This is a genomic window from Enterobacter cloacae complex sp. HYC033_NIDB, assembly GCF_056673335.1.
This window is the reverse complement of sequence record NZ_CP115123.1, coordinates 4,693,673-4,713,825: the sequence shown is the minus strand read 5'-3', so window position 1 is coordinate 4,713,825 and position 20,153 is coordinate 4,693,673. Positions and strand designations below refer to the sequence as shown.

The window sequence follows — 20,153 nt, the reverse complement described above, 5'->3', positions numbered from 1 at the left end:
CTGAAGTAACAGGCGAAGGCTCATTCACGGAAGACGCATAATCGCAGATGCACCCTTAACCGGGGCGAGGAGATAACGCGGGGAGGCCACTGCCGTTCGCGGCGCGGTGGACTGGCTGCCAGCAACGCCAGCAGCAGGGTGACGGCAATCAGGGCGCCTTCAAATAAAACAGGCGGGACCGACATCAGCGACTTGGCGCTAAGCTCACACGGGGTTACCGGTGCGTCGGTACTCTCCTGCCCCTGCTGGACAGACTGACTCGTGGCGGTGACGTTCATGACAAGCGCGTGCATCCCGGCCATCCGCTGGGCGGTGCATATCAGCACCACCAGGCAGGCCAGGGCTACAAGCAGGATAGCGTTGCGTTGTCGCTTGATCATGTTCGCCTCAAATATTCAGGACGCCTATATTATCGGGCGAACATATTTTGGCAACGCAAAAGCTGTAAAGAAGTGTCTGGAAGATAAGCGGTTTGCCCTCTCCGCTTGCAGAGAGGGCGAGCCATTACAGCGTTTCGCCGTTGCTGGCAATGACGGTTTTATACCACTCAAAGCTCTTCTTACGGGAGCGGGACATGTCACCGGTACCGTCGTCGTGCTTGTTGACGTAGATAAAGCCGTAGCGCTTACTGTACTGGCCGGTGGTGAAGGAGACGCAGTCGATGCAGCCCCACGGCGTGTAGCCCATCAGATCCACGCCATCCCAGGTCACCGCCTTCATCATCTCTTCCACGTGGGCGCGCAGGTAGTCGATGCGATAGTCATCGTTGATGCTGCCGTCCTCTTCCACGGTGTCGTAGGCGCCGAAACCATTTTCCACGATAAACAGCGGCTTCTGATAACGTTCGTACAGTTCACACAGCGAATAGCGCAGGCCTACCGGATCAATCTGCCAGCCCCAGTCGGACGCCTTGACGTGTGGGTTCGGCACGCTGCCCTCGAAGCCGGAAATGGCGTCACCGGTACCGCCTTCCGCTTTGACCGCGTTGGTCATGTAGTAGCTGAAACCTAAGTAATCGCAGGTGCCTTCACGCAGGATCTGCTCGTCGCCAGCTTCCATTTTGATGGAGAAGCCACGGCGCTCCCACTCGTTCAGCACGTAAGACGGGTAATAGCCGCGCAGCTGTACGTCGGTAAAGACGTAGCGCTCGCGCATGGATTCCTGAGCGAACATGACATCTTCTGGCTTGCAGGAGTACGGATAGAGCGCCACCATCGCCAGCATGCAGCCGACTTTCATTTCCGGGTTAATGCGGCGTGCGGCTTTCACCGCCAGCGCGCTGGCCACGAACTGGTGGTGCAGCACCTGGTACATGGTCTCTTCCGGGTTGTCGTGCTCGGTATAGACCACACCAGAGCAGCAGTAGCCGAACAGCGGCGCACGCCAGTTGCGCTGGTTGTTGATTTCGTTGAAGGTCATCCAGTATTTGACCTTATTTTTGTAGCGCTCAAATACCACTTCCGAGAAGCGCACAAAGAAATCGACCACTTTACGGTTGGTCCATCCGCCATATTCCTGAACGAGGTGCAGCGGCATTTCAAAGTGGGAGAGGGTGATCACCGGCTCGATGTTGTACTTCAGCAGTTCATCGAACATGTCGTCGTAAAACTTCAGCCCCTCTTCGTTTGGCTGAGTTTCGTCGCCTTTCGGGAAGATGCGCGTCCAGGCGATGGAGGTACGGAAACATTTGAAGCCCATCTCGGCAAACAGCCTGATGTCTTCTTTGTAATGGCCGTAGAAGTCGACGGCTTCGTGGTTCGGGTAATATTTGCCTTCAATCACTTCCTGCGTGATTTCTCGCGGAACGCCGTGTGCGCCGCCGGTGAGCACGTCGCAGATGCTTGGCCCTTTGCCGCCTTTGTTCCAGCCGCCTTCAACCTGGTGCGCCGCTACCGCGCCGCCCCATAAAAAATCTTTCGGTAAGGTGAGTTTTTTCATCTTTGCTATTCTCAATTCAGGACTTATTGATTTCGAGTCTAGCAAAGCGGAATTAAATGTCACGATATAACATTTTGCGGAAATTGTAATTTGTCACATCAAAAAAACAGGATGTTTTATTCTGTTAATTTCTTCGCCAGTTTCCGGCCTAATGATTCCAGAATATAGATGACGGGAATTTGCGTGGTGATATCGTAAACGCCGCCAATGCGCGTTTGCGGTACGTGCCAGGAGAGGTTAAAGTCCGCCAGCTTTGCGAGACGTGAATGTTCGTGGCTGGTGACTGAGAGCACCTTGCAGTGGTGCAGGCTGAACTGGCTGGCGAAGCGCAGGATCTCCTCGGTCTCGCCGGAGACGGAGAGTACAATGGCCAGCGCATTTTTAGCCATGTCGTTAGTGACCGGGAAATAAGGATCGTCGATATGGTTACTGAATTTCCCGATATTTGAAAAGAAACGTGCGCCATATTTTGCCAGCGATCCGGAGGTGCCCGCACCGACAAAAATAATTCGTTCAGATGATAAAATAATTTCGACGGCGTTATCTAATAGCGCATCAAACTCTTCGTTATTTACGCTTTTAAAGAAGCTGATAATTTCACTGGCACCAAAATTCGCCTGCTGCGGCTCGTTCTGCTCCAGATAGAGTTTAAAGCGCACCCGAAATTCCGAGTAACCATCGCAGTTGAGCTTGCGGCAGAAGCGCAGGATAGTGGTAGTGGAAACGCCCGCCGCATCCGCCAGCTCGCGGATGGTCATGTACATCACTTTATCGCGGTTCTTAATGACATAGTTGTAGACCATCATTTCCAGATTGTTGAGGCTGGCAATGGCGGAATGGCTGAACATACTCACAATGGCTAAACTCGCTGTCGGACACTATTCCTGAAGCATACCATGATGACGAAGGGCGGGAGACGGATTTATCTCCTTGATTACTTAGATGTTAATGAAATCATTTACACCTGTGCGGTGGATTGTTTTTACATTATGCTGATTTATAAGGATAAATCTTGAATGTGGATTTATTTTAGCTAACAGGTGTTCACTGGAATCATTCTCAGTTAGCATAGACTGGCGATGAATAATCATCTTTTGTTTTCCGGAGTTAAGTATGGTGAGCAGACCATTAATCGCACAGGGATATTCGCTGGCTGAGGAAGTAGCCAACAGTATAAGCCACGGCATTGGCCTGGTTTTTGGGATTGTCGGCTTAGTGTTATTGCTGGTACAGGCAGTGGATACCAACGCCAGCGCGATGGCCATTACCAGCTACAGTCTGTATGGCGGGAGTATGATCCTGCTTTTCCTGGCCTCAACGCTGTATCACGCTATTCCGCATCAACGGGCGAAGATATGGCTCAAGAAATTTGACCACTGCGCTATCTATCTTCTTATTGCGGGTACCTATACGCCGTTTTTGCTGGTGGGGCTCAACTCACCGCTGTCGCGTGGTCTGATGATTGTGATCTGGAGCCTGGCGCTGCTGGGGATCCTGTTTAAGCTGACTATTGCGCACCGGTTTAAAGTGTTGTCGCTGGTTACCTATCTGACAATGGGCTGGCTGTCGCTGATTGTGGTGTATCAGTTAGCTATTAAGCTGGCGGTGGGGGGCGTGACGCTTCTGGCGGTGGGCGGGGTGGTCTACTCGCTGGGCGTGATTTTCTACGTCTGCAAGCGTATTCCGTACAACCATGCCATCTGGCACGGCTTTGTGCTGGGCGGCAGCGTGTGCCACTTCCTGGCAATTTATCTGTATGTTGGGCAGGTGTAGTTTTTTTGTAAGGTGCGGTCTGATGCCCTCACCCCGACCCTCTCCCACAGGGAGAGGGAGAATATCAACACCGTAGGCCCGGTAAGCGCAGCGCCACCGGGCGATACAGCATCAATCTTCCAGAGAATACGGCAGCGGCTCAATGCTGAGCGTGTTTGCATCATCCCGAACGCGGAACACGCTGTCGGGCTCCATATCATTATTCATGACAACCTGCACCAGCAGGCGGCCATCATCGAGCTGGACGGCGGCTAACACGGTGCCGGTACGGCGCCAGTTTTCGCCCATCTTCATCTCAAGATCTTCACCCGCTTCCGGCACACGGCTGGCGTGACCAGCCAGTGTCCACAGGGCGCGTTTGTTCGCGCCGCGGAATTTCGCACGCGCCACCATTTCCTGACCGGTGTAGCAGCCCTTCTTAAAGCTGATACCACCCAGCGCCTGGATGTTTGTCGCCTGCGGGATAAACTGCGCGCTGTTTGCCGCGTCAATCACCGGCAGGCCCGCTTCGATGTTCAGCGCCAGCCACTGCTGGCTGTTGTTGAGCTGTGCTTCACCGCGCAGGGCGTCAGTGACGCGTTCCGCCGTTGCTTCGTCGGTTACCAGCAGGAAGCGCTCCGCCGGGTGTTCGAACCACAGAATGGAGGTCGCTCCCTCGCTGACCAGCTGTTTTTCAGCATCCGGCAGCTCGGCAAACAGGTTTTTCAGCGCTGCACGCGCCTGGAAACCCGCGACCCCCAGCAGAACGTGTTCATCGTCCGGGGCGATGGTGACTTTAGAAAAGACCGCGTATTTTTTCAGCTCTTTAAGCTGGGCGTCACGCAGGCTGCGGCGCTCAATAAAGGCGAATCCGTCCTGACGGCGGAACAGACGCAGGTTGCTCCACATTTTGCCTTTTGGATCGCAATGCGCGGCCAGCAGATGCTGGTGCTCAGTCAACTGCGCCACGTCCGCCGTGACCTGGCCTTGCAGGTATTTTTCACTGTCCGCACCAGTCAGTGTCGCCAGTGCCCAGTCATCAAGAGTAATCAGCGTCAGCGGCAGACGCGCAGAGGCGGCGGGCTGGCGAGGAGAAAATGGTGTAAATGCCATAGTGATGTCCTGAATTGCTTAACGCTTTGATAATACCTAATGGTAAAAGAGACTGTATTCAATGCAAGCGCTTTCAGCAGGCCATTCGTGCCATTAAACGGTTATGCGTGGCGCTACGCAAAATAGTGTAATCCGCTGTCTTTATAAGGATTATTCAGGGAGCCTGCTCGAGGTTCGCAATATTCCAGTAAAGAAAAGGTCAAAAACACGTTACACTAGCAGGTGTTCCCGGAGAGCAATAATGAATACCAAACGGGATACCGACTGTGCCAAACGTAATGCAGGAAACAGAACATGGATATTAACAACAAGGCCCGTATTCACTGGGCGTGCCGTCGCGGCATGCGTGAACTTGATATCTCCATCATGCCTTTCTTCGAGTATGAGTACGACAGCTTAAGCGATGACGATAAGCGCCTGTTTGTCCGTCTGCTTGAGTCTGACGATCCGGATTTATTCAACTGGCTGATGAATCACGGCAAGCCCGCCGACACCGAGTTGCAACGGATGGTGCAATTAATTCAAACACGGAATCAGGAACGTGGTCCTGTGGCAATCTGATCTTCGCGTCTCCTGGCGCTCACAGTGGATGTCCTTACTGCTCCACGGGCTGGTGGCGGCACTGGTGTTATTGGTGCCGTGGCCGCTTAGCTATACCCCTCTGTGGTTGCTATTGCTGTCGTTTGTGGTGTTTGACAGCGTGCGCAGCCAGCGTCGAATCAACGCCCGTCAGGGTGAAATTAAGCTGCTGATGGATTCTCGCCTGCGCTGGCAGGGAAAAGAGTGGGAGATGATGGGGACGCCGTGGATGCTTAATACCGGGATGATGCTACGGCTGCGTCGGGTCGAGGATAACCGTCGCCAGCACCTGTGGCTGGCCGCAGACAGTATGGATCCCGCGGAGTGGCGAGATCTGCGCCGGTTGATCGTGCAACAGCCGACGCAGGAGTAAATCAGCTGAACTGCTCGGCCATCTCACCCAGAATCTGCTCGCACCAGCTCTGGAGGCGCTCGTCGCTAAGATCGTACTGGTTGGTTTCATCCAGCGCGAGCCCGACAAACAGCTGGCCGTCGGCAATAATCGGTTTTTGACTGGTGAACTCATAGCCTTCCGTAGGCCAGTAGCCGATAAAGGTCGCGCCCTTTGGCGCCAGTTTGTCGTGCAGCATGCCGAGTGCATCAAGGAACCACTCCCCGTAGCCCAGCTGGTCGCCCATGCCGTACATCGCAATGATTTTGCCTTCAAAATTGACTGAATCGAGCTGATCCCAGATAGCTTCCCAGTCTTCCTGAATCTCACCAAAGTCCCAGGTAGGGATACCCAGAATCAGCACATCGTACTGCTCCATCAAGGCGACCACGTCATCTTTCAGGTTATGCAACGTCACCAGTTCCGGGCCAATGATGTCACGAATTTTCTCCGCCGCCATTTCGGTGTAGCAGGTGCTGGAACCATAGAACAGACCAATATTCATCGCGTAACTATCTCAATTCTTGCTATGACTTTGCGCGTAGTGTACCAGAAACCGATGGCAATCAGGCATAATGGCCAGATTGCAGAACCAAAGGGGCTGATGTGGAAAAGGATCTCGCACTCATCGAACAGTTTCTCGACGCGCTGTGGCTGGAGAAAAACCTCGCTGAAAATACGCTCAGCGCCTATCGTCGGGATCTCACGCTGCTGGTCGAGTGGCTGGCACATCGTGGGCTGACGCTTGAAAGCGCGCAAAGCGATGACCTGCAAGGGTTACTGGCTGAGCGGATGGAAGGGGGGTACAAAGCCACCAGCTCTGCACGTCTGCTGAGCGCCATGCGCCGCCTCTTCCAGCACCTGTACCGCGAGAAGATCCGCGCGGATGACCCCAGCGCACTGCTGGCATCGCCTAAACTGCCTCAGCGGCTGCCAAAAGATCTCAGCGAAGCACAAGTTGAGAGATTATTACAGTCGCCCGCAGTTGACCTTCCGCTGGAGTTACGCGATAAAGCCATGCTTGAACTATTGTATGCCACGGGCTTGCGCGTTTCCGAGCTGGTGGGCCTGACGATGAGCGATATCAGCCTGCGTCAGGGCGTGGTGCGCGTTATCGGTAAAGGGAACAAAGAACGGCTGGTGCCGCTGGGTGAAGAGGCGGTCTACTGGCTGGAGACGTATCTGGAACACGGGCGTCCGTGGCTGCTGAACGGCGTCTCCATCGATGTATTGTTCCCGAGCCAGCGCGCGCAGCAGATGACGCGACAAACGTTCTGGCATCGCATTAAACATTACGCCACACTGGCGGGTATTGACAGTGAGAAGCTGTCGCCGCACGTTTTGCGTCACGCCTTCGCGACGCATCTGTTAAACCACGGCGCTGATTTACGCGTGGTGCAGATGTTGCTTGGACACAGCGATCTTTCAACGACGCAAATATACACCCATGTCGCGACGGAACGCCTGCGGCAGCTACACCAACAGCACCACCCTCGCGCGTGAGTGCCGACGAATTGTTACAGGAACAAATATGAAAAAGTCTTTAGCGCTGCTCACCCTGCTGGCAGCTTCGGTTTCCGGTATTGCCCATGCGGACGATGCCGCCATTAAACAGTCTCTGACGAAACTCGGCGTCGCCAGCAGCGAGATCCAGCCAGCGCCGGTGGCTGGCATGAAAACGGTGCTGACCAACAGCGGCGTGCTGTACGTGACCGAAGACGGCAAACACATCATTCAGGGGCCTATGTACGACGTGAGCGGCGCGCAGCCGGTGAACGTCACTAACCAGCTGCTGATGAAAAACCTGAACGCGCTCGAAAAAGAGATGATTGTCTACAAAGCGGCGCAGGAAAAGCACGTTATTACTGTCTTCACCGACATCACCTGCGGCTACTGCCACAAGCTGCATGAAGAGATGAAAGACTACAACGCGCTGGGCATTACCGTGCGTTACCTGGCTTTCCCACGCGCCGGCGTGCAGAGCCAGCCTGAGCAGGATATGAAAGCGATCTGGTGTGCGAAAGACCGCAACAAGGCCTTTGATGATGCGATGAACGGCAAAGGCGTGAAGCCCGCGTCCTGCGATATCGACATCGCTAACCACTACGCGCTGGGCGTACAGTTTGGCGTGAGCGGTACGCCAGCCATTGTGCTGAGTAACGGCTACGTGGTACCGGGCTACCAGGGTCCAAAAGAGATGAAAGCGTTCCTCGACGAGCACCAGAAACAGATGGGTGGTAAATAATTCGCGTGAAAGCCCCGATAAAACTGCGCCGCCGCGATGCGGGTGAAACCGCGGATTTACCAGACACGCTTCCGCTGCTGTTAAAGCGGCTGTACGCCAGCCGTGGCGTGCGTACGGCAAGCGATCTTGAGCGCAGTGTCAAAGGCATGCTGCCCTGGCAAGCGCTGAATGGCATCGAAAAAGCGACTGAAATGCTCTACGACGCGTTCCGGGAAGGCACGCGGATTGTCGTGGTGGGCGATTTCGATGCCGACGGCGCAACCAGTACCGCGCTGAGCGTGCTCAGCCTGCGTGCGCTGGGCTGCGATAATGTGACTTACCTGGTGCCGAACCGGTTTGAAGACGGCTACGGCCTCAGCCCGGAAGTGGTCGATCAGGCCCATGCCCGTGGCGCACAGATGATCATGACCGTGGATAACGGGATCTCTTCTCATGCGGGGGTCGATCATGCCCATGCGCTGGGGATCCCGGTACTGGTCACCGATCACCACCTGCCAGGCGAAACTCTGCCTGCCGCCGAAGCCATCATTAACCCGAACCTGCGCGACTGCGATTTCCCGTCGAAATCGCTGGCCGGAGTAGGGGTGGCGTTTTATCTGATGCTGGCGTTACGCACGTTGCTGCGAGATAAGGGCTGGTTCGAATCGCGCGGGATTGCCGTGCCGAACCTCGCGGAGTATCTCGATCTGGTGGCGCTGGGAACCGTGGCGGACGTGGTGCCGCTCGATACCAATAACCGTATTCTCACCTGGCAGGGCTTAAGCCGCATTCGGGCAGGTAAATGCCGTCCGGGGATTAAGGCGCTGCTGGAAATTGCCAACCGCGATCCGCTGAAGCTTGCGGCAAGCGATTTAGGCTTTGCCCTCGGCCCGCGCCTGAACGCGGCGGGGCGGCTGGATGATATGTCGGTTGGCGTTGCGCTGCTGCTGTGCGACAACATCGGCGAAGCGCGCGTGCTGGCCAGTGAGCTGGACGCACTCAACCAGACCCGTAAAGAGATTGAGCAGGGCATGCAGGCCGAAGCGCTGACCCTGTGCGAAAAGCTGGAGCGCAGCGGCGATACCCTGCCGGGCGGGCTGGCGATGTATCACCCCGAATGGCACCAGGGCGTGGTGGGCATTCTGGCGTCGCGCATTAAAGAGCGTTTCCACCGCCCGGTGATCGCGTTCGCCCCCGCCGGGGACGGCACGCTGAAAGGCTCCGGTCGTTCCATTCAGGGTCTGCATATGCGCGATGCGCTGGAGCGTCTGGATACGCTGCATCCGAACCTGATGATTAAGTTCGGCGGTCACGCGATGGCGGCAGGCCTGTCGCTGGAAGAGGCGAAGTTCGACGAATTCCAGCGTCTGTTTGGCGAACTGGTCACCGAGTGGATCGATCCGGCTCTGTTGCAGGGTGAAGTGGTTTCTGACGGTGAGCTTTCACCGGCTGAAATGACCATGGAGGTGGCGCAGATGCTGCGCGATGCCGGCCCGTGGGGGCAGATGTTCCCGGAACCGCTTTTCGACGGACGTTTTCGTTTGCTGCAACAGCGCATCGTGGGCGAACGCCATCTCAAAGTGATGGTGGAACCGGTCGGCGGCGGACCGCTGCTCGATGGCATCGCCTTTAACGTTGATACCTCCATCTGGCCGGACAACGGCGTGCGCGAGGTTGAGCTGGCCTATAAGCTGGATATTAACGAGTTCCGCGGTAACCGCTCTCTTCAGATCATCATCGACAATATCTGGCCAATTTAGCGTCAGTAATCTCTATAAAAAAGGGCGTGGATTCGGTACAATCCCGCTCTTATCACCGCATTTTGACAAGCTCATAAAAGAAAACAGACCATGTTTGAAATTAATCCGGTAAAAAACCGCATTCAGGACCTCACGGAGCGCTCTGACGTTCTTAGGGGGTATCTTTGACTACGATGCCAAGAAAGAGCGTCTCGAAGAAGTAAACGCCGAGCTGGAACAGCCGGATGTCTGGAACGAACCTGAGCGCGCTCAGGCGCTGGGTAAAGAGCGTTCCTCCCTCGAAGCCATCGTAGATACGCTGGATCAAATGGCGCAGGGTCTGGAAGATGTTTCTGGGCTGCTGGAGCTGGCTGTCGAAGCCGACGACGAAGAAACCTTTAACGAAGCCGTGGCAGAGCTCGACGTGCTGGAAGAGAAGCTGGCGCAGCTGGAATTCCGTCGCATGTTCTCCGGCGAATACGATAGCGCTGACTGCTATCTCGATATTCAGGCAGGTTCTGGCGGTACCGAAGCGCAGGACTGGGCGAGCATGCTGATGCGCATGTACCTGCGCTGGGCGGAAGCGCGCGGTTTCAAAACCGAGATTATCGAAGAGTCCGAAGGTGAAGTGGCGGGTATCAAATCCGTTACCATCAAGATTATTGGCGATTACGCCTACGGCTGGCTGCGTACTGAAACCGGCGTTCACCGCCTGGTGCGTAAGAGCCCGTTCGATTCCGGCGGCCGTCGTCACACCTCCTTCAGCTCCGCGTTTGTCTACCCGGAAGTGGATGAAGATATCGATATCGACATCAACCCGGCGGACCTGCGTATCGACGTTTACCGCGCATCCGGCGCGGGTGGTCAGCACGTTAACCGTACGGAATCTGCGGTGCGTATTACCCACATTCCAACCGGGCTGGTAACACAGTGCCAGAACGACCGTTCCCAGCATAAGAACAAAGACCAGGCCATGAAGCAGATGAAAGCGAAGCTTTATGAGCTGGAGATGCAGAAGAAAAATGCTGAGAAGCAGGCGATGGAAGACAACAAGTCCGATATCGGCTGGGGCAGCCAGATCCGTTCTTACGTCCTTGATGACTCCCGCATCAAAGACCTGCGTACCGGGGTTGAAACCCGCAACACGCAGGCGGTGCTGGACGGCAGCCTGGACCAATTTATCGAAGCAAGTTTGAAAGCAGGGTTATGAGGAACCAACATGTCTGAACAACAAGCACAGGGCGCTGACGCGGTAGTCGATCTTAACAACGAACTGAAAACCCGCCGCGAGAAGCTGGCAGCGCTGCGCGAGCAGGGCGTGCCGTTCCCGAACGATTTTCGTCGTGACCACACCTCAGACCAACTGCACGCAGACTTCGACGGTAAAGAGAACGAAGAGCTGGAAGCGCTGAACGTTGAAGTGTCCGTGGCGGGCCGCATGATGACCCGTCGTATCATGGGTAAAGCGTCCTTCGTGACCTTACAGGACGTTGGCGGCCGCATTCAGCTGTACGTCTCTCGTGACGACCTGCCGGAAGGCATCTACAACGAGCAGTTCAAAAAGTGGGACCTGGGCGATATCCTGGGCGCTAAAGGTAAACTGTTCAAAACCAAGACCGGTGAACTGTCTATCCACTGCACCGAACTGCGTCTGCTGACCAAAGCCCTGCGCCCGCTGCCGGACAAGTTCCACGGTTTGCAGGATCAGGAAGCGCGCTATCGTCAGCGTTACCTGGATCTCATCTCTAACGATGAATCCCGTAAGACCTTCAAAATTCGCTCTCAGATCATGGCCGGTATTCGCCAGTTCATGGTTAACCGCGACTTTATGGAAGTAGAAACCCCGATGATGCAGGTGATCCCAGGCGGTGCCTCTGCCCGTCCGTTCATCACCCATCACAACGCCCTGGACCTGGACATGTACCTGCGTATCGCGCCGGAACTGTACCTGAAGCGTCTGGTGGTCGGCGGTTTCGACCGCGTGTTTGAGATCAACCGTAACTTCCGTAACGAAGGTATCTCCGTACGTCATAACCCAGAGTTCACCATGATGGAACTCTATATGGCGTATGCGGATTACAAAGATCTGATCGAGCTGACCGAATCCCTGTTCCGCACCCTGGCGCAGGACATTCTGGGCACCACCCAGGTGCCTTACGGTGAAGAGGTGTTCGACTTCGGCAAGCCGTTCGAAAAACTGACCATGCGCGAAGCGATCAAGAAATACCGTCCGGAAACCAACATGGCGGATCTGGATAACTTCGACTCTGCGAAAGCGATCGCTGAAAGCATCGGTATCAAGGTTGAGAAGAGCTGGGGCTTGGGTCGTATCGTGACCGAAATCTTCGAAGAAGTGGCCGAAGCGCACCTGATTCAGCCGACCTTCATCACCGAATACCCGGCGGAGGTGTCTCCCCTGGCGCGTCGTAATGACGAGAACCCGGAAATCACCGATCGCTTCGAATTCTTCATCGGTGGCCGCGAAATCGGTAACGGCTTTAGCGAGCTGAACGATGCAGAAGATCAGGCGCAGCGCTTCCAGGATCAGGTTAACGCGAAAGCGGCAGGCGACGACGAAGCGATGTTCTTCGACGAAGACTACGTGACCGCGCTGGAGCACGGCCTGCCGCCGACGGCTGGCCTGGGTATTGGTATCGACCGTATGGTGATGCTGTTCACCAACAGCCACACCATCCGCGACGTGATCCTGTTCCCGGCGATGCGTCCGGTGAAATAAGCCGTTAAGACGTAAAAAAAGCCCCGTGCGTTTATCGCCGGGGCTTTTTTATTGCGCCGCGAAGGCGCTGAGTTTTTCACGCGCGGTGTTCGCTTCCTGCACCATCCACGGGCTAAATGCCCACGGTGTGGCGTCCAGCGCGCGGAATAGCGCGTCCAGCTCCACCCACTGATACTCCATCACTTCATCGTCATTGATTGCGAGGGTATTCGTTACGCGGGCGGCATAGACCGGGCAGATTTCGTTTTCAACGATCCCTGACGGGTCGGCTTCACGGTAGCGGAACTCCGGGGCAATGGGAGTGATGTCTGTGATTTCGGCGCCGACTTCAAAGCGGCAGCGGCGGATAATCGCCTGCTCTGTCGCTTCGTCGGCCTGTGGATGGCCGCAAACGGAGTTGGTCCATACGCCGGGCCAGGCTTTTTTACTTAAGGCGCGCCGGGTGATCAGACATTCTCCGTTAGCGTTAAACAGCCATGAAGAGAAGGCCAGGTGTAGCGGGGTGTGTGACGTGTGAGCGGCGTACTTCTCCTGAGTGCCAATCACTTTTCCCTGGTCATTTACCAAAATAACGTGTTCTTGAATACTCATTGATGCTCCAGTGCCAAAATGCTTAATGGTTCAGCACCATCAGCGGAATTATTATACTGCATTCTTATGCGAACGGTTTGGCCCACAGAGCGGAAAAGGGCATGACCCGCATCAGTTTGGGCTGCTATCATAGTGCGCCATTCACGCTGACCGAGGAGCTGTTTTGTTTGCAGGAAGCCTGACGAGAAACCCGATCATTGCCGTTTTCTGCCTGACGCTGACGCTACTTGTAGCAGGATGCTCGGGGAGTAAATCTTCGGATATGGGCAGTTATTCCGGTGCAGTCTATACCGTTAAGCGCGGGGACACGCTCTACCGCATCTCACGCGCCACGGGAACCAGCGTGAAGGAGCTGGCGCGCCTGAATAATATGTCTCCACCGTATACTATTGAGGTAGGGCAGAAGCTCAAGGTTAACGGCGGTTCCTCCTCAGGGAAAAAGTCCTCAACGCGTAAAACAGCCAAAGTCACGCCATCCTATCAGGTGCCTAAATCATCCTGGCCGCCGGTCGGTCAGCGCTGCTGGATCTGGCCTGCAAGCGGAAAAGTGGTAGCGCCGTACTCGCTCTCGGAAGGTGGCAATAAAGGTATTGATATCGCTGCCGCACGCGGCACACCGGTTTACGCTTCAGGGGCCGGGAAGGTGGTCTATGTCGGTAACCAGCTTCGTGGATACGGTAACCTGATCATGATTAAGCATGGTGAGGACTACATTACGGCGTATGCGCATAACGACACGATGTTGGTCAATAACGGGCAGAACGTGAAGGCGGGGCAGAAGATTGCGACCATGGGCAGTACCGGGACGGATACGGTTAAGCTGCACTTCCAGATCCGCTATAAGGCCACGGCCATCGATCCGCAGCGTTATCTTCCGGCGCAGGGCAGTAAGCCGAAGTGCTAAGTGATTATTTAATCGCCACTTAGTGGAGTAAAGGCTTGTATGAAGAGGCGTAAGGTCTATAATGCCTTACGCATCTCAAAGCGGGCGTAGTTCAATGGTAGAACGAGAGCTTCCCAAGCTCTATACGAGGGTTCGATTCCCTTCGCCCGCTCCAGAATCTCCCCAGGTGGAACCGTTCGAAAAACTCCGGTTCTTTCAGCATGTTACGCAGTAGTGCTTACTAACATGCTTAGGCGTTCTACCATAGTTCACTACTTTGACACTTGTCACGAATGGTTACTCGGTGAAATGAGAGTGTAGCCAATCGTCGGCGGTGGTTTCAAGTTCTTACCGCGATAGCCCAACAATGAACGCAAAGCCTACACCAGGCAGCGACGGATCGCACTTCTCATAACCTTACAGTGAAGCGCATTTTTTGCCGATGCTCCCACATGCCACACGTCGCGATGACGTTGCAGGGAATAAACAGGTTTATGGTGGTAACGCTCCTTGCGAAGTGCAGCGGAGCAAGGTACTTGCAGACCATATGCAAGCTCTGCCAGCGGTTCGGCCTCGCTCCTTCGGGTACATGGTCATCCTGATAAACTTCACTGTCTGACATATCCCTGATGTTGTCGCCTAACGGCTCCGCGTGTTGTCTTACCACCAACGGGCATTAGGCTTCTATTGTCCAAAATCTGTTAGTTGCACAATTTTTGCACCCTGTATAACCTGAGATTAATCTTAATCACTCAAGGGTGGGTATGTCAGATAAGGAATCAATACGAAGGGAGTTAACTCTTTTGTTGGAGATACTCGCCTTGACTGGAGAGCAACGAGATTTTGTTGAATCAATGTACCAAGACAATGCAAACAGTAGGGGGATGGTAATGACCAACAAGCAGTTACGTATCCGCTATGGATTTCATGGAAAACACATGGAAAAAAATGTTGCCTGGGATGGCAATGATCAGGTGAATAGTGTTTTGGCTGTTCTTATTGAGGAGTTGTCTCTCCCGATAGGTGAGAAACCAGTGAATCTGATTGAACACGGTGTAGATGATGTATTTTTCTACGATGAAGAGAGTCAGAAATGGCTCGAAATCCCTCCTAAATGGCTAATCAAGGCATAAGGTCAGGGGGCAACTCGCCCCCCGCTTCTTCACTTCAACGCGCGTATGTAATCAAGCAAGGCTTTCAGTTGGCTACCTTTCATCGCAGGAACACGAATACGCATATCAGCCTTTCCTGTACTGGCGTACCTGCTTTCCCCTTGCAGTAATCGAAGGCTCATTGTTATGATCTGATGGTCTGACATTACTAACTCTCCGTGGTGGTTTGTTGTTTGTCGGATCGCTGTGTGGGATGTTCTCAGCATCCTGCACAGCACTATTAACAGCATTGCGTAAATTTCTCGGTAACAGATGACGCTGTATCGTCGTCCCTGCAAACTTCACTACCTGCGTATAAACGCACACCGTAGCACCACACCAGATAAAGCGGGTGATCGGCTCTTCTTCCTTTTTCAATACTCACCTCCGAGAATTGCACCTAAGAAAAATTCTGTTTGCTGTTCGCTGCCTTTGACGCTGTAACACTCGATAGCCTTTCTCATTTCGCTTTCGTCCGTATAACCAGACAGCCATTCTATCAGGCTTTCTAAATACTCCTCCGCTCTGTTCACGTCGTGATCTTCTGGTAACACCTTGATTGCGTCTGCCATGAAACAGGCTTCTACGTGGTCTTAATGAAACAGCAGGGCAAGAATACTTTCTTGTTGCCAATGTTCAGGCGTTTTCAATCCGTAATTGTTAGTCATTTGATACTCACCCATTTATGATCCTCTCTTGGTGTTGCTTGTTGAATTGCATCTTTCAACACCTGTTCAAAGTTCACGCCGTGCTCCTGGCTTCTCTGCCACATGTCCAAAAATGCTACGGCGAATTTCAATTCTTCTTCGCTCTCAATAGGACTGAAAGCTGTGGTGTGTTCGTTCATCTCTATAATCTTCATACTCATTACTCCTCTTCAAAGGTCATTGTGTAGCGGCATTGCTGCGACGGCCTGAGCGTCACTGTCTCCGTAAAGTTGGCGTTGGAATAAACGCAAATCTTCGCGTTGTCTGTCTCCTGTTCATCACTGAGAATCAGGGTTATCTGTCCGGCATTCGCCAGGGCTGGTAATAATGCCAGCGTCAGCACAATCAAGCGTTTCATATCGATCACCACTCTAAAGAAAACTCCTCTGTTAAATCGTCCTGCACGTCCTGACCGTACCCGATGTAATACATGGTTGAACGTGGATCTGTCTGCCCCAGGAAATGAGCGATTGTCTCTATAGCTACCCCTGCATCGAACATCACACGCCCACGGCTTTTACGTGGTGTATGGCATCCCACGTTAGAGAATCCTGCTCTACGTCCCATCTTCCCAAATTCAGTGAATACCGTGTTACGGGTTACGGCGTTGCCTTTGCTACGGAGATCGCCCTTGCTAAAGATGAAATCCGTCTTCACTGGCATATCGGCTTGCTCTGCCTTGCGTTGTGCCACCACTGACAGCATCGCGGCTGTCACCTTTGGTCTCACCACGTTTCCGGTTTTCTCCTGCTTCACCTTGAGGTGAGATTGCCCTTCTACATCTTCGTACCGAAGTTTGAGCACGTCAGAGATACGCAAGCCTGATTCATACATAAACACCCACAGGCAATAAAACAGGTTGGTGGTGGTGTTGCGCTGTAGCTCTGCCGCCACTGCCTTAACTTCATCTGCACTCTTTAGCGCCTGGCTAATACCTTTCATCTTTACCCCTCCTCTTGTTCGTTTCGTTGAAATCATTATTGATCAGAAATTGATCATTTCCAATATGTTGCACGATACGTTTGTTTATTAATAGCACGAAATGATAAAATGGTGTGCGCGGTTGCTTGAGTTGCTTAATGGCGTGATCGAGGCCGCCCCAATTCTGCCGCCCGTCAGTACCGAATATCTGTAACTGATTGAAAAATAAAAATAAATTAAATTTCATCAATGATTCATAAAACTGTGGTTATGTCAAGAAATTTATTTTCGATGGTGGGGTGTTACCCCTGTTCGCACGGTGAAGTGATGGAAAAGTGTACTGATTTAATAGAATCAATGAGTTACAGAATACACTTTTCTAATGTGTATCGAAGAGGGGCGATATCGCACGATAGATGATAATAATTCTCACCTGAGTTGATTGCACAAAGAAATGATTAGAATGCTAATTAATTGGCGGGTTTCGGCATGAAAAAAGAAACATCGTTTCAATTTAGAAAACTCGTTCAACGTAATGCACCTATCATAAAAGTGCTCATTGTGGACAATGATCGCTGTGAGCCGCACGGCGCAAGGCTTTCGTATAAGTGATGAAAGATACTTTGAAAGTGAGAAAGGCGCTCAGATAGCGTTACAGGCGGGTTATTTAGAATAGATTAAGCATCGCTTTACCTGGGGTTTAGCGGGTATTAAGAATGTAATTAGCGTGGGATTTTTCCGGCGCTATGGAGGCGAGTATTCGCTATTAACACGTAATCAGGATTGATGGAGGGTTAATTCTCCATAAAGTGGACTATACAATTTGGTATGCGCTGATCACGCGCATGGAAGATAGCTATACAGGAAAGTAACCTCTACTGAAAGTTATTGTTGAGAAGAGATTTTCCTGTAGAGAAACTTGTCATGTTCGCTTCACTCACTGACACAAACCAACTACTAACTACCCTTAATTAAATTAAGGTTATTAATTATCTCTCTTATGTTCTCGTATTCCTCGAACATACATCATTGTGCAGGATAATCATGAGCAGATACTTTTTCATGCGACATTCACCCGCTGATCGCTGGTTCATTGTGAGCCTACGATCTCAACACATCAAAATTATGTAAAAGGGCTTATCATTAAAATGATGTGTTAACAGGTTCATTGTGCGATGTAGCGTAGCTACAAGATCGGCTCACTCGCATGAAGAGCCGGAAATGATGCCAATCGTAGAAGCGTCCTCTCCGGTTGGCAAAACTACCATAAAAACTTGTTGACTTCCACTAACTAATGTTGCTATAAAGCACATTATGGCATTGACATTTAGCAAGGCATTGAAATAGATCAATAAATGTCTTGACAAGACGTTCGTTTGTATGTTATAGTTAGGTATGTTCTGAAGAAACAGAACAACAATTCACTCTACAGATTTCCTTTTAAGCCTCCTCCTGGGCATTCGGTGAGGGGGCTTTTCTGCGTCTGTAGCTCACCGACAAGGTGAGTCCCCACAAAGAATAAGGAGACAATCTTCTATGAAGTATTTCAGCAGTGACCAGGTGTTTTATGAACTGGTGAGTGGTAAAGCCACAAGAGATTTAATCTACGCATCTATGTACGTAGCCAGAAAACGAAAGTATTTCGAACGTGAACAGATGTTTAAAGAAGCACTATCCCGTTTTGATGAATTTAAGAAGGATTCCAAAGAATGAAGATTAACTTCACCCCTGAAACTTACGAGGCTTTGATCAATCGGGCTAATCGTGAAAATAAAGCCGCCGCCGCACTGGTGAGCGAATTAATAACAACAGTCCTTAACAAAGAGGAAACCAATGAACCAAAGAAGAAAAGTAATAACCTACGTTGATGCAATTTGCGGATCTGGAAAATCCACCACGTTACAGCACTACATCAAGTCAAGTTTATTAACAAATTCCGAAGCAATTCCCCCTCGTTATCTTCTCGTGATGCCAACACATGAATTATGTGGGCAGGTGAGGGAAGAACTAAAAGACAGACGGGTGAAGAGTTTCCATGTGGACACCGAAACAGAAGCGGTAAGACACCTAATTTCCACCTTGGAATACGATTTCCAGCATTCGGTTATTATCTGTACACATCAATGTTTCATTCATTACTGCTATCGCGCAGCGCTTGAAACGGAACTTCAAAACCTTCTCCGTAATTTCAGTATCTTTGTTGATGAAATCCCTGATGCAATGTTTGGCGCTTACATCAAAGTGCAGCATACCAAACGGACGGAACAAAATTTCCCATTCCTGGATTGGCTGGAAGAGCGGGACGGATTGTTATTCCTGAGTGAGGATAAGCGTGAAGATTTCTACGACTATTGGCACGAAACAGAGGCGAATGGTGCTGAGTTAAAGCGCCTGCTCTGGGCGATTATGCAGGGTGCTGGACTTCTCTACGAAGAGAATAAACACCTGTTTGCTTTCACTGCGTCTCCAATTATCAGATCTGTAGAATGGGCTGAACAACTTACACTCTTAGGTGCTGGCTCTTCTCGAAGTTTGTTTGTCTGGGCTGCTGAACATCTGACGAAATACGAAGTAGAGGAAGCTGGTGAAGATTTACAGCCGCCACTTGAAAGACGTAAACATAAGCGTGTACCGATCTCCCTGGTCGCCGTATGTGAAAACAGATGCACCCTGACAGCATTACAGAAGGTGTTTCACGAACATCTCCAGGAAATCATCCAGCGCGTGCCTGGTGAATTTATCTTCGCTACCAACAGAGATAAATCCCTGTGTCAGTTTACTACGATAGGGGATGAAATTCTTACCGATGCTTCCCGTGGTATCCGTGTTTCAATGGCTTCCTATGGCCTGAACCATTACCAGCACATACACAATGCAGCGTTTCTTGGTTGCAGTAATCTTAATAAAGATTTCCAAGGTAAATGGCGGCAGTATGCGGAGCTTAACGGCTGGAATGTTGAAGAATTTGAACAGAAGCAACGCTCCGCGATGAATTATGAACGGTGCTACCAGTTTATTAGCCGTACATCTATCCGTAATGCTGATACTGATCACCCTCTGATGTTCGTAGTGCCGGATCTGGCAACTGCTGAATACATCAAAGACCATTATTTCCCTGGTGCAAAGATTGAATGCCTGAAATTTGGGAAAGTGAGAAAGAAAGTTAAAGGTAACAACACCCGCGCCGAAGTGCAGAAACATAAAGCCAGTGGGCTTACTCAGAAACAAACGGCTGAACTCATGAAGATGGGGATCGCCACAATACAAAGAAAATGGAACTAATCAGGAGACCTAATTGATACAATACATAAAATTGAACAACACAAACCAGATACAGATCAACGATAGCGGGAAGGGCGTTTATTATGCGCTTATCTGGTTCTGGAAAGGAAGGAAAACCAAAATTTCCTACGGCGAGCTATCTGAT

Annotated in this window: 23 protein-coding genes and 1 tRNA gene; 14 read left to right on the top strand and 10 right to left on the bottom strand. The window is 52.0% G+C overall.

Annotation, left to right across the window (positions count from 1 at the left end; genetic code table 11):
- Positions 1-20 precede the first annotated feature (20 nt).
- The 3 genes from O1721_RS22560 to O1721_RS22550 form a co-directional block, all read right to left on the bottom strand.
- Positions 21-380, bottom strand: a complete 360-nt coding sequence (locus O1721_RS22560) for a hypothetical protein (protein WP_032649430.1) — start codon at positions 378-380, stop codon at positions 21-23.
- A 124-nt stretch (positions 381-504) separates the two neighbouring features.
- Positions 505-1,938 carry a 6-phospho-beta-glucosidase BglA gene (gene bglA, locus O1721_RS22555; protein ID WP_017382891.1) on the bottom strand — a complete coding sequence of 478 codons (1,434 nt, stop codon included), beginning with the start codon at positions 1,936-1,938 and terminating at the stop codon, positions 505-507.
- 116 nt (positions 1,939-2,054) lie between these two features.
- A complete protein-coding gene (locus tag O1721_RS22550; protein WP_032649427.1) occupies positions 2,055-2,786 on the bottom strand; it encodes a MurR/RpiR family transcriptional regulator in 732 nt (243 codons plus the stop codon).
- Positions 2,787-3,051: 265 nt separating this feature from the next.
- On the opposite strand from O1721_RS22550, the gene trhA reads away from it, so the two are divergent.
- Positions 3,052-3,711, top strand: coding sequence for a PAQR family membrane homeostasis protein TrhA (gene trhA, locus O1721_RS22545; RefSeq protein ID WP_003863433.1), 660 nt, complete (start codon positions 3,052-3,054; stop codon positions 3,709-3,711).
- A 111-nt stretch (positions 3,712-3,822) separates the two neighbouring features.
- Here the strand turns inward: trhA and ygfZ are convergent, their stop codons facing one another.
- Positions 3,823-4,803, bottom strand: coding sequence for a tRNA-modifying protein YgfZ (ygfZ, locus tag O1721_RS22540; RefSeq protein WP_022649306.1), 981 nt, complete (start codon positions 4,801-4,803; stop codon positions 3,823-3,825).
- Positions 4,804-5,097: 294 nt separating this feature from the next.
- Here ygfZ and sdhE point away from each other — a divergent pair, with 294 nt between their 5' ends.
- Together sdhE and O1721_RS22530 are read left to right on the top strand one after the other, a co-directional pair.
- Positions 5,098-5,364, top strand: a complete 267-nt coding sequence (gene sdhE / locus O1721_RS22535) for an FAD assembly factor SdhE (RefSeq protein ID WP_003863437.1) — start codon at positions 5,098-5,100, stop codon at positions 5,362-5,364.
- Positions 5,345-5,755 (top strand): protein YgfX, encoded by a 411-nt coding sequence (locus tag O1721_RS22530; protein ID WP_017382887.1) that lies wholly within the window; start codon positions 5,345-5,347, stop codon positions 5,753-5,755. Before sdhE ends, O1721_RS22530 begins: the two co-directional genes overlap by 20 nt.
- 1 nt (position 5,756) lies before the next feature.
- Here O1721_RS22530 and fldB read toward each other — a convergent pair whose 3' ends face one another.
- The gene (fldB, locus tag O1721_RS22525; protein WP_032649423.1) at positions 5,757-6,278 is read right to left on the bottom strand and encodes a flavodoxin FldB; all 522 of its coding nucleotides are present in this window, start codon (positions 6,276-6,278) and stop codon (positions 5,757-5,759) included.
- Between the two features lie 101 nt (positions 6,279-6,379).
- Between fldB and xerD the strand changes: the two genes are divergently transcribed.
- The 5 genes from xerD to lysS all read left to right on the top strand — a co-directional run bounded on the left by xerD (position 6,380) and on the right by lysS (position 12,473).
- Complete coding sequence (gene xerD / locus O1721_RS22520; protein ID WP_003863442.1) at positions 6,380-7,276, top strand: site-specific tyrosine recombinase XerD; 897 nt, start codon at positions 6,380-6,382, stop codon at positions 7,274-7,276.
- Between the two features lie 28 nt (positions 7,277-7,304).
- Positions 7,305-8,018 (top strand): bifunctional protein-disulfide isomerase/oxidoreductase DsbC, encoded by a 714-nt coding sequence (gene dsbC, locus O1721_RS22515; protein ID WP_015571792.1) that lies wholly within the window; start codon positions 7,305-7,307, stop codon positions 8,016-8,018.
- Positions 8,019-8,023: 5 nt separating this feature from the next.
- On the top strand, positions 8,024-9,757 hold the full coding sequence (gene recJ, locus O1721_RS22510; RefSeq protein WP_032649421.1) for a single-stranded-DNA-specific exonuclease RecJ: 1,734 nt from the start codon (positions 8,024-8,026) through the stop codon (positions 9,755-9,757).
- Between the two features lie 90 nt (positions 9,758-9,847).
- Positions 9,848-10,946, top strand: a protein-coding gene (gene prfB, locus O1721_RS22505) for a peptide chain release factor 2 (RefSeq protein ID WP_096147815.1) whose coding sequence is annotated in 2 segments (ribosomal slippage) — positions 9,848-9,922 and positions 9,924-10,946 — 1,098 coding nt in all. Because the reading frame shifts where the segments join, the coding sequence is not laid out codon by codon here.
- A 9-nt stretch (positions 10,947-10,955) separates the two neighbouring features.
- Positions 10,956-12,473 carry a lysine--tRNA ligase gene (lysS, locus tag O1721_RS22500; protein ID WP_003863452.1) on the top strand — a complete coding sequence of 506 codons (1,518 nt, stop codon included), beginning with the start codon at positions 10,956-10,958 and terminating at the stop codon, positions 12,471-12,473.
- Positions 12,474-12,521: 48 nt separating this feature from the next.
- Here the strand turns inward: lysS and idi are convergent, their stop codons facing one another.
- On the bottom strand, positions 12,522-13,064 hold the full coding sequence (gene idi / locus O1721_RS22495; RefSeq protein ID WP_003863454.1) for an isopentenyl-diphosphate Delta-isomerase: 543 nt from the start codon (positions 13,062-13,064) through the stop codon (positions 12,522-12,524).
- A 163-nt stretch (positions 13,065-13,227) separates the two neighbouring features.
- On the opposite strand from idi, the gene actS reads away from it, so the two are divergent.
- The 3 genes from actS (at position 13,228) to O1721_RS22480 (ending at position 15,080) form a co-directional block, all read left to right on the top strand.
- Complete coding sequence (actS, locus tag O1721_RS22490) at positions 13,228-13,968, top strand: amidase activator ActS (protein ID WP_032649419.1); 741 nt, start codon at positions 13,228-13,230, stop codon at positions 13,966-13,968.
- Between the two features lie 80 nt (positions 13,969-14,048).
- Positions 14,049-14,122: transfer RNA gene (locus tag O1721_RS22485), tRNA-Gly, on the top strand.
- A gap of 589 nt (positions 14,123-14,711) precedes the next feature.
- Entirely contained in the window at positions 14,712-15,080 is a 369-nt protein-coding gene (locus O1721_RS22480) for a hypothetical protein (protein ID WP_029497222.1), read from the top strand.
- Positions 15,081-15,472: 392 nt separating this feature from the next.
- Here O1721_RS22480 and O1721_RS22475 read toward each other — a convergent pair whose 3' ends face one another.
- The 4 genes from O1721_RS22475 to O1721_RS22460 form a co-directional block, all read right to left on the bottom strand.
- Positions 15,473-15,670: a hypothetical protein gene (locus O1721_RS22475; RefSeq protein WP_235016473.1), complete on the bottom strand. Its 198-nt coding sequence runs from the start codon at positions 15,668-15,670 to the stop codon at positions 15,473-15,475.
- 92 nt (positions 15,671-15,762) lie between these two features.
- Positions 15,763-15,960, bottom strand: coding sequence for a hypothetical protein (locus tag O1721_RS22470; protein ID WP_045615238.1), 198 nt, complete (start codon positions 15,958-15,960; stop codon positions 15,763-15,765).
- Between the two features lie 5 nt (positions 15,961-15,965).
- Entirely contained in the window at positions 15,966-16,175 is a 210-nt protein-coding gene (locus O1721_RS22465) for a hypothetical protein (protein ID WP_400204225.1), read from the bottom strand.
- Complete coding sequence (locus O1721_RS22460) at positions 16,169-16,747, bottom strand: tyrosine-type recombinase/integrase (RefSeq protein ID WP_129541243.1); 579 nt, start codon at positions 16,745-16,747, stop codon at positions 16,169-16,171. Before O1721_RS22460 ends, O1721_RS22465 begins: the two co-directional genes overlap by 7 nt.
- Before the next feature lie 1,515 nt (positions 16,748-18,262).
- Here O1721_RS22460 and O1721_RS22455 point away from each other — a divergent pair.
- From O1721_RS22455 to O1721_RS22445, 3 genes are read left to right on the top strand one after another with little or no spacing between them, the layout of a single operon-like run.
- A complete protein-coding gene (locus tag O1721_RS22455) occupies positions 18,263-18,439 on the top strand; it encodes a hypothetical protein (RefSeq protein ID WP_013098603.1) in 177 nt (58 codons plus the stop codon).
- A complete protein-coding gene (locus O1721_RS22450) occupies positions 18,436-18,594 on the top strand; it encodes a hypothetical protein (RefSeq protein WP_045898209.1) in 159 nt (52 codons plus the stop codon). The genes O1721_RS22455 and O1721_RS22450 overlap by 4 nt, the downstream gene beginning before the upstream one ends.
- Positions 18,560-20,008, top strand: a complete 1,449-nt coding sequence (locus O1721_RS22445) for a DEAD/DEAH box helicase family protein (RefSeq protein WP_213388526.1) — start codon at positions 18,560-18,562, stop codon at positions 20,006-20,008. Before O1721_RS22450 ends, O1721_RS22445 begins: the two co-directional genes overlap by 35 nt.
- The last annotated feature ends 145 nt before the right edge of the window (positions 20,009-20,153 follow it).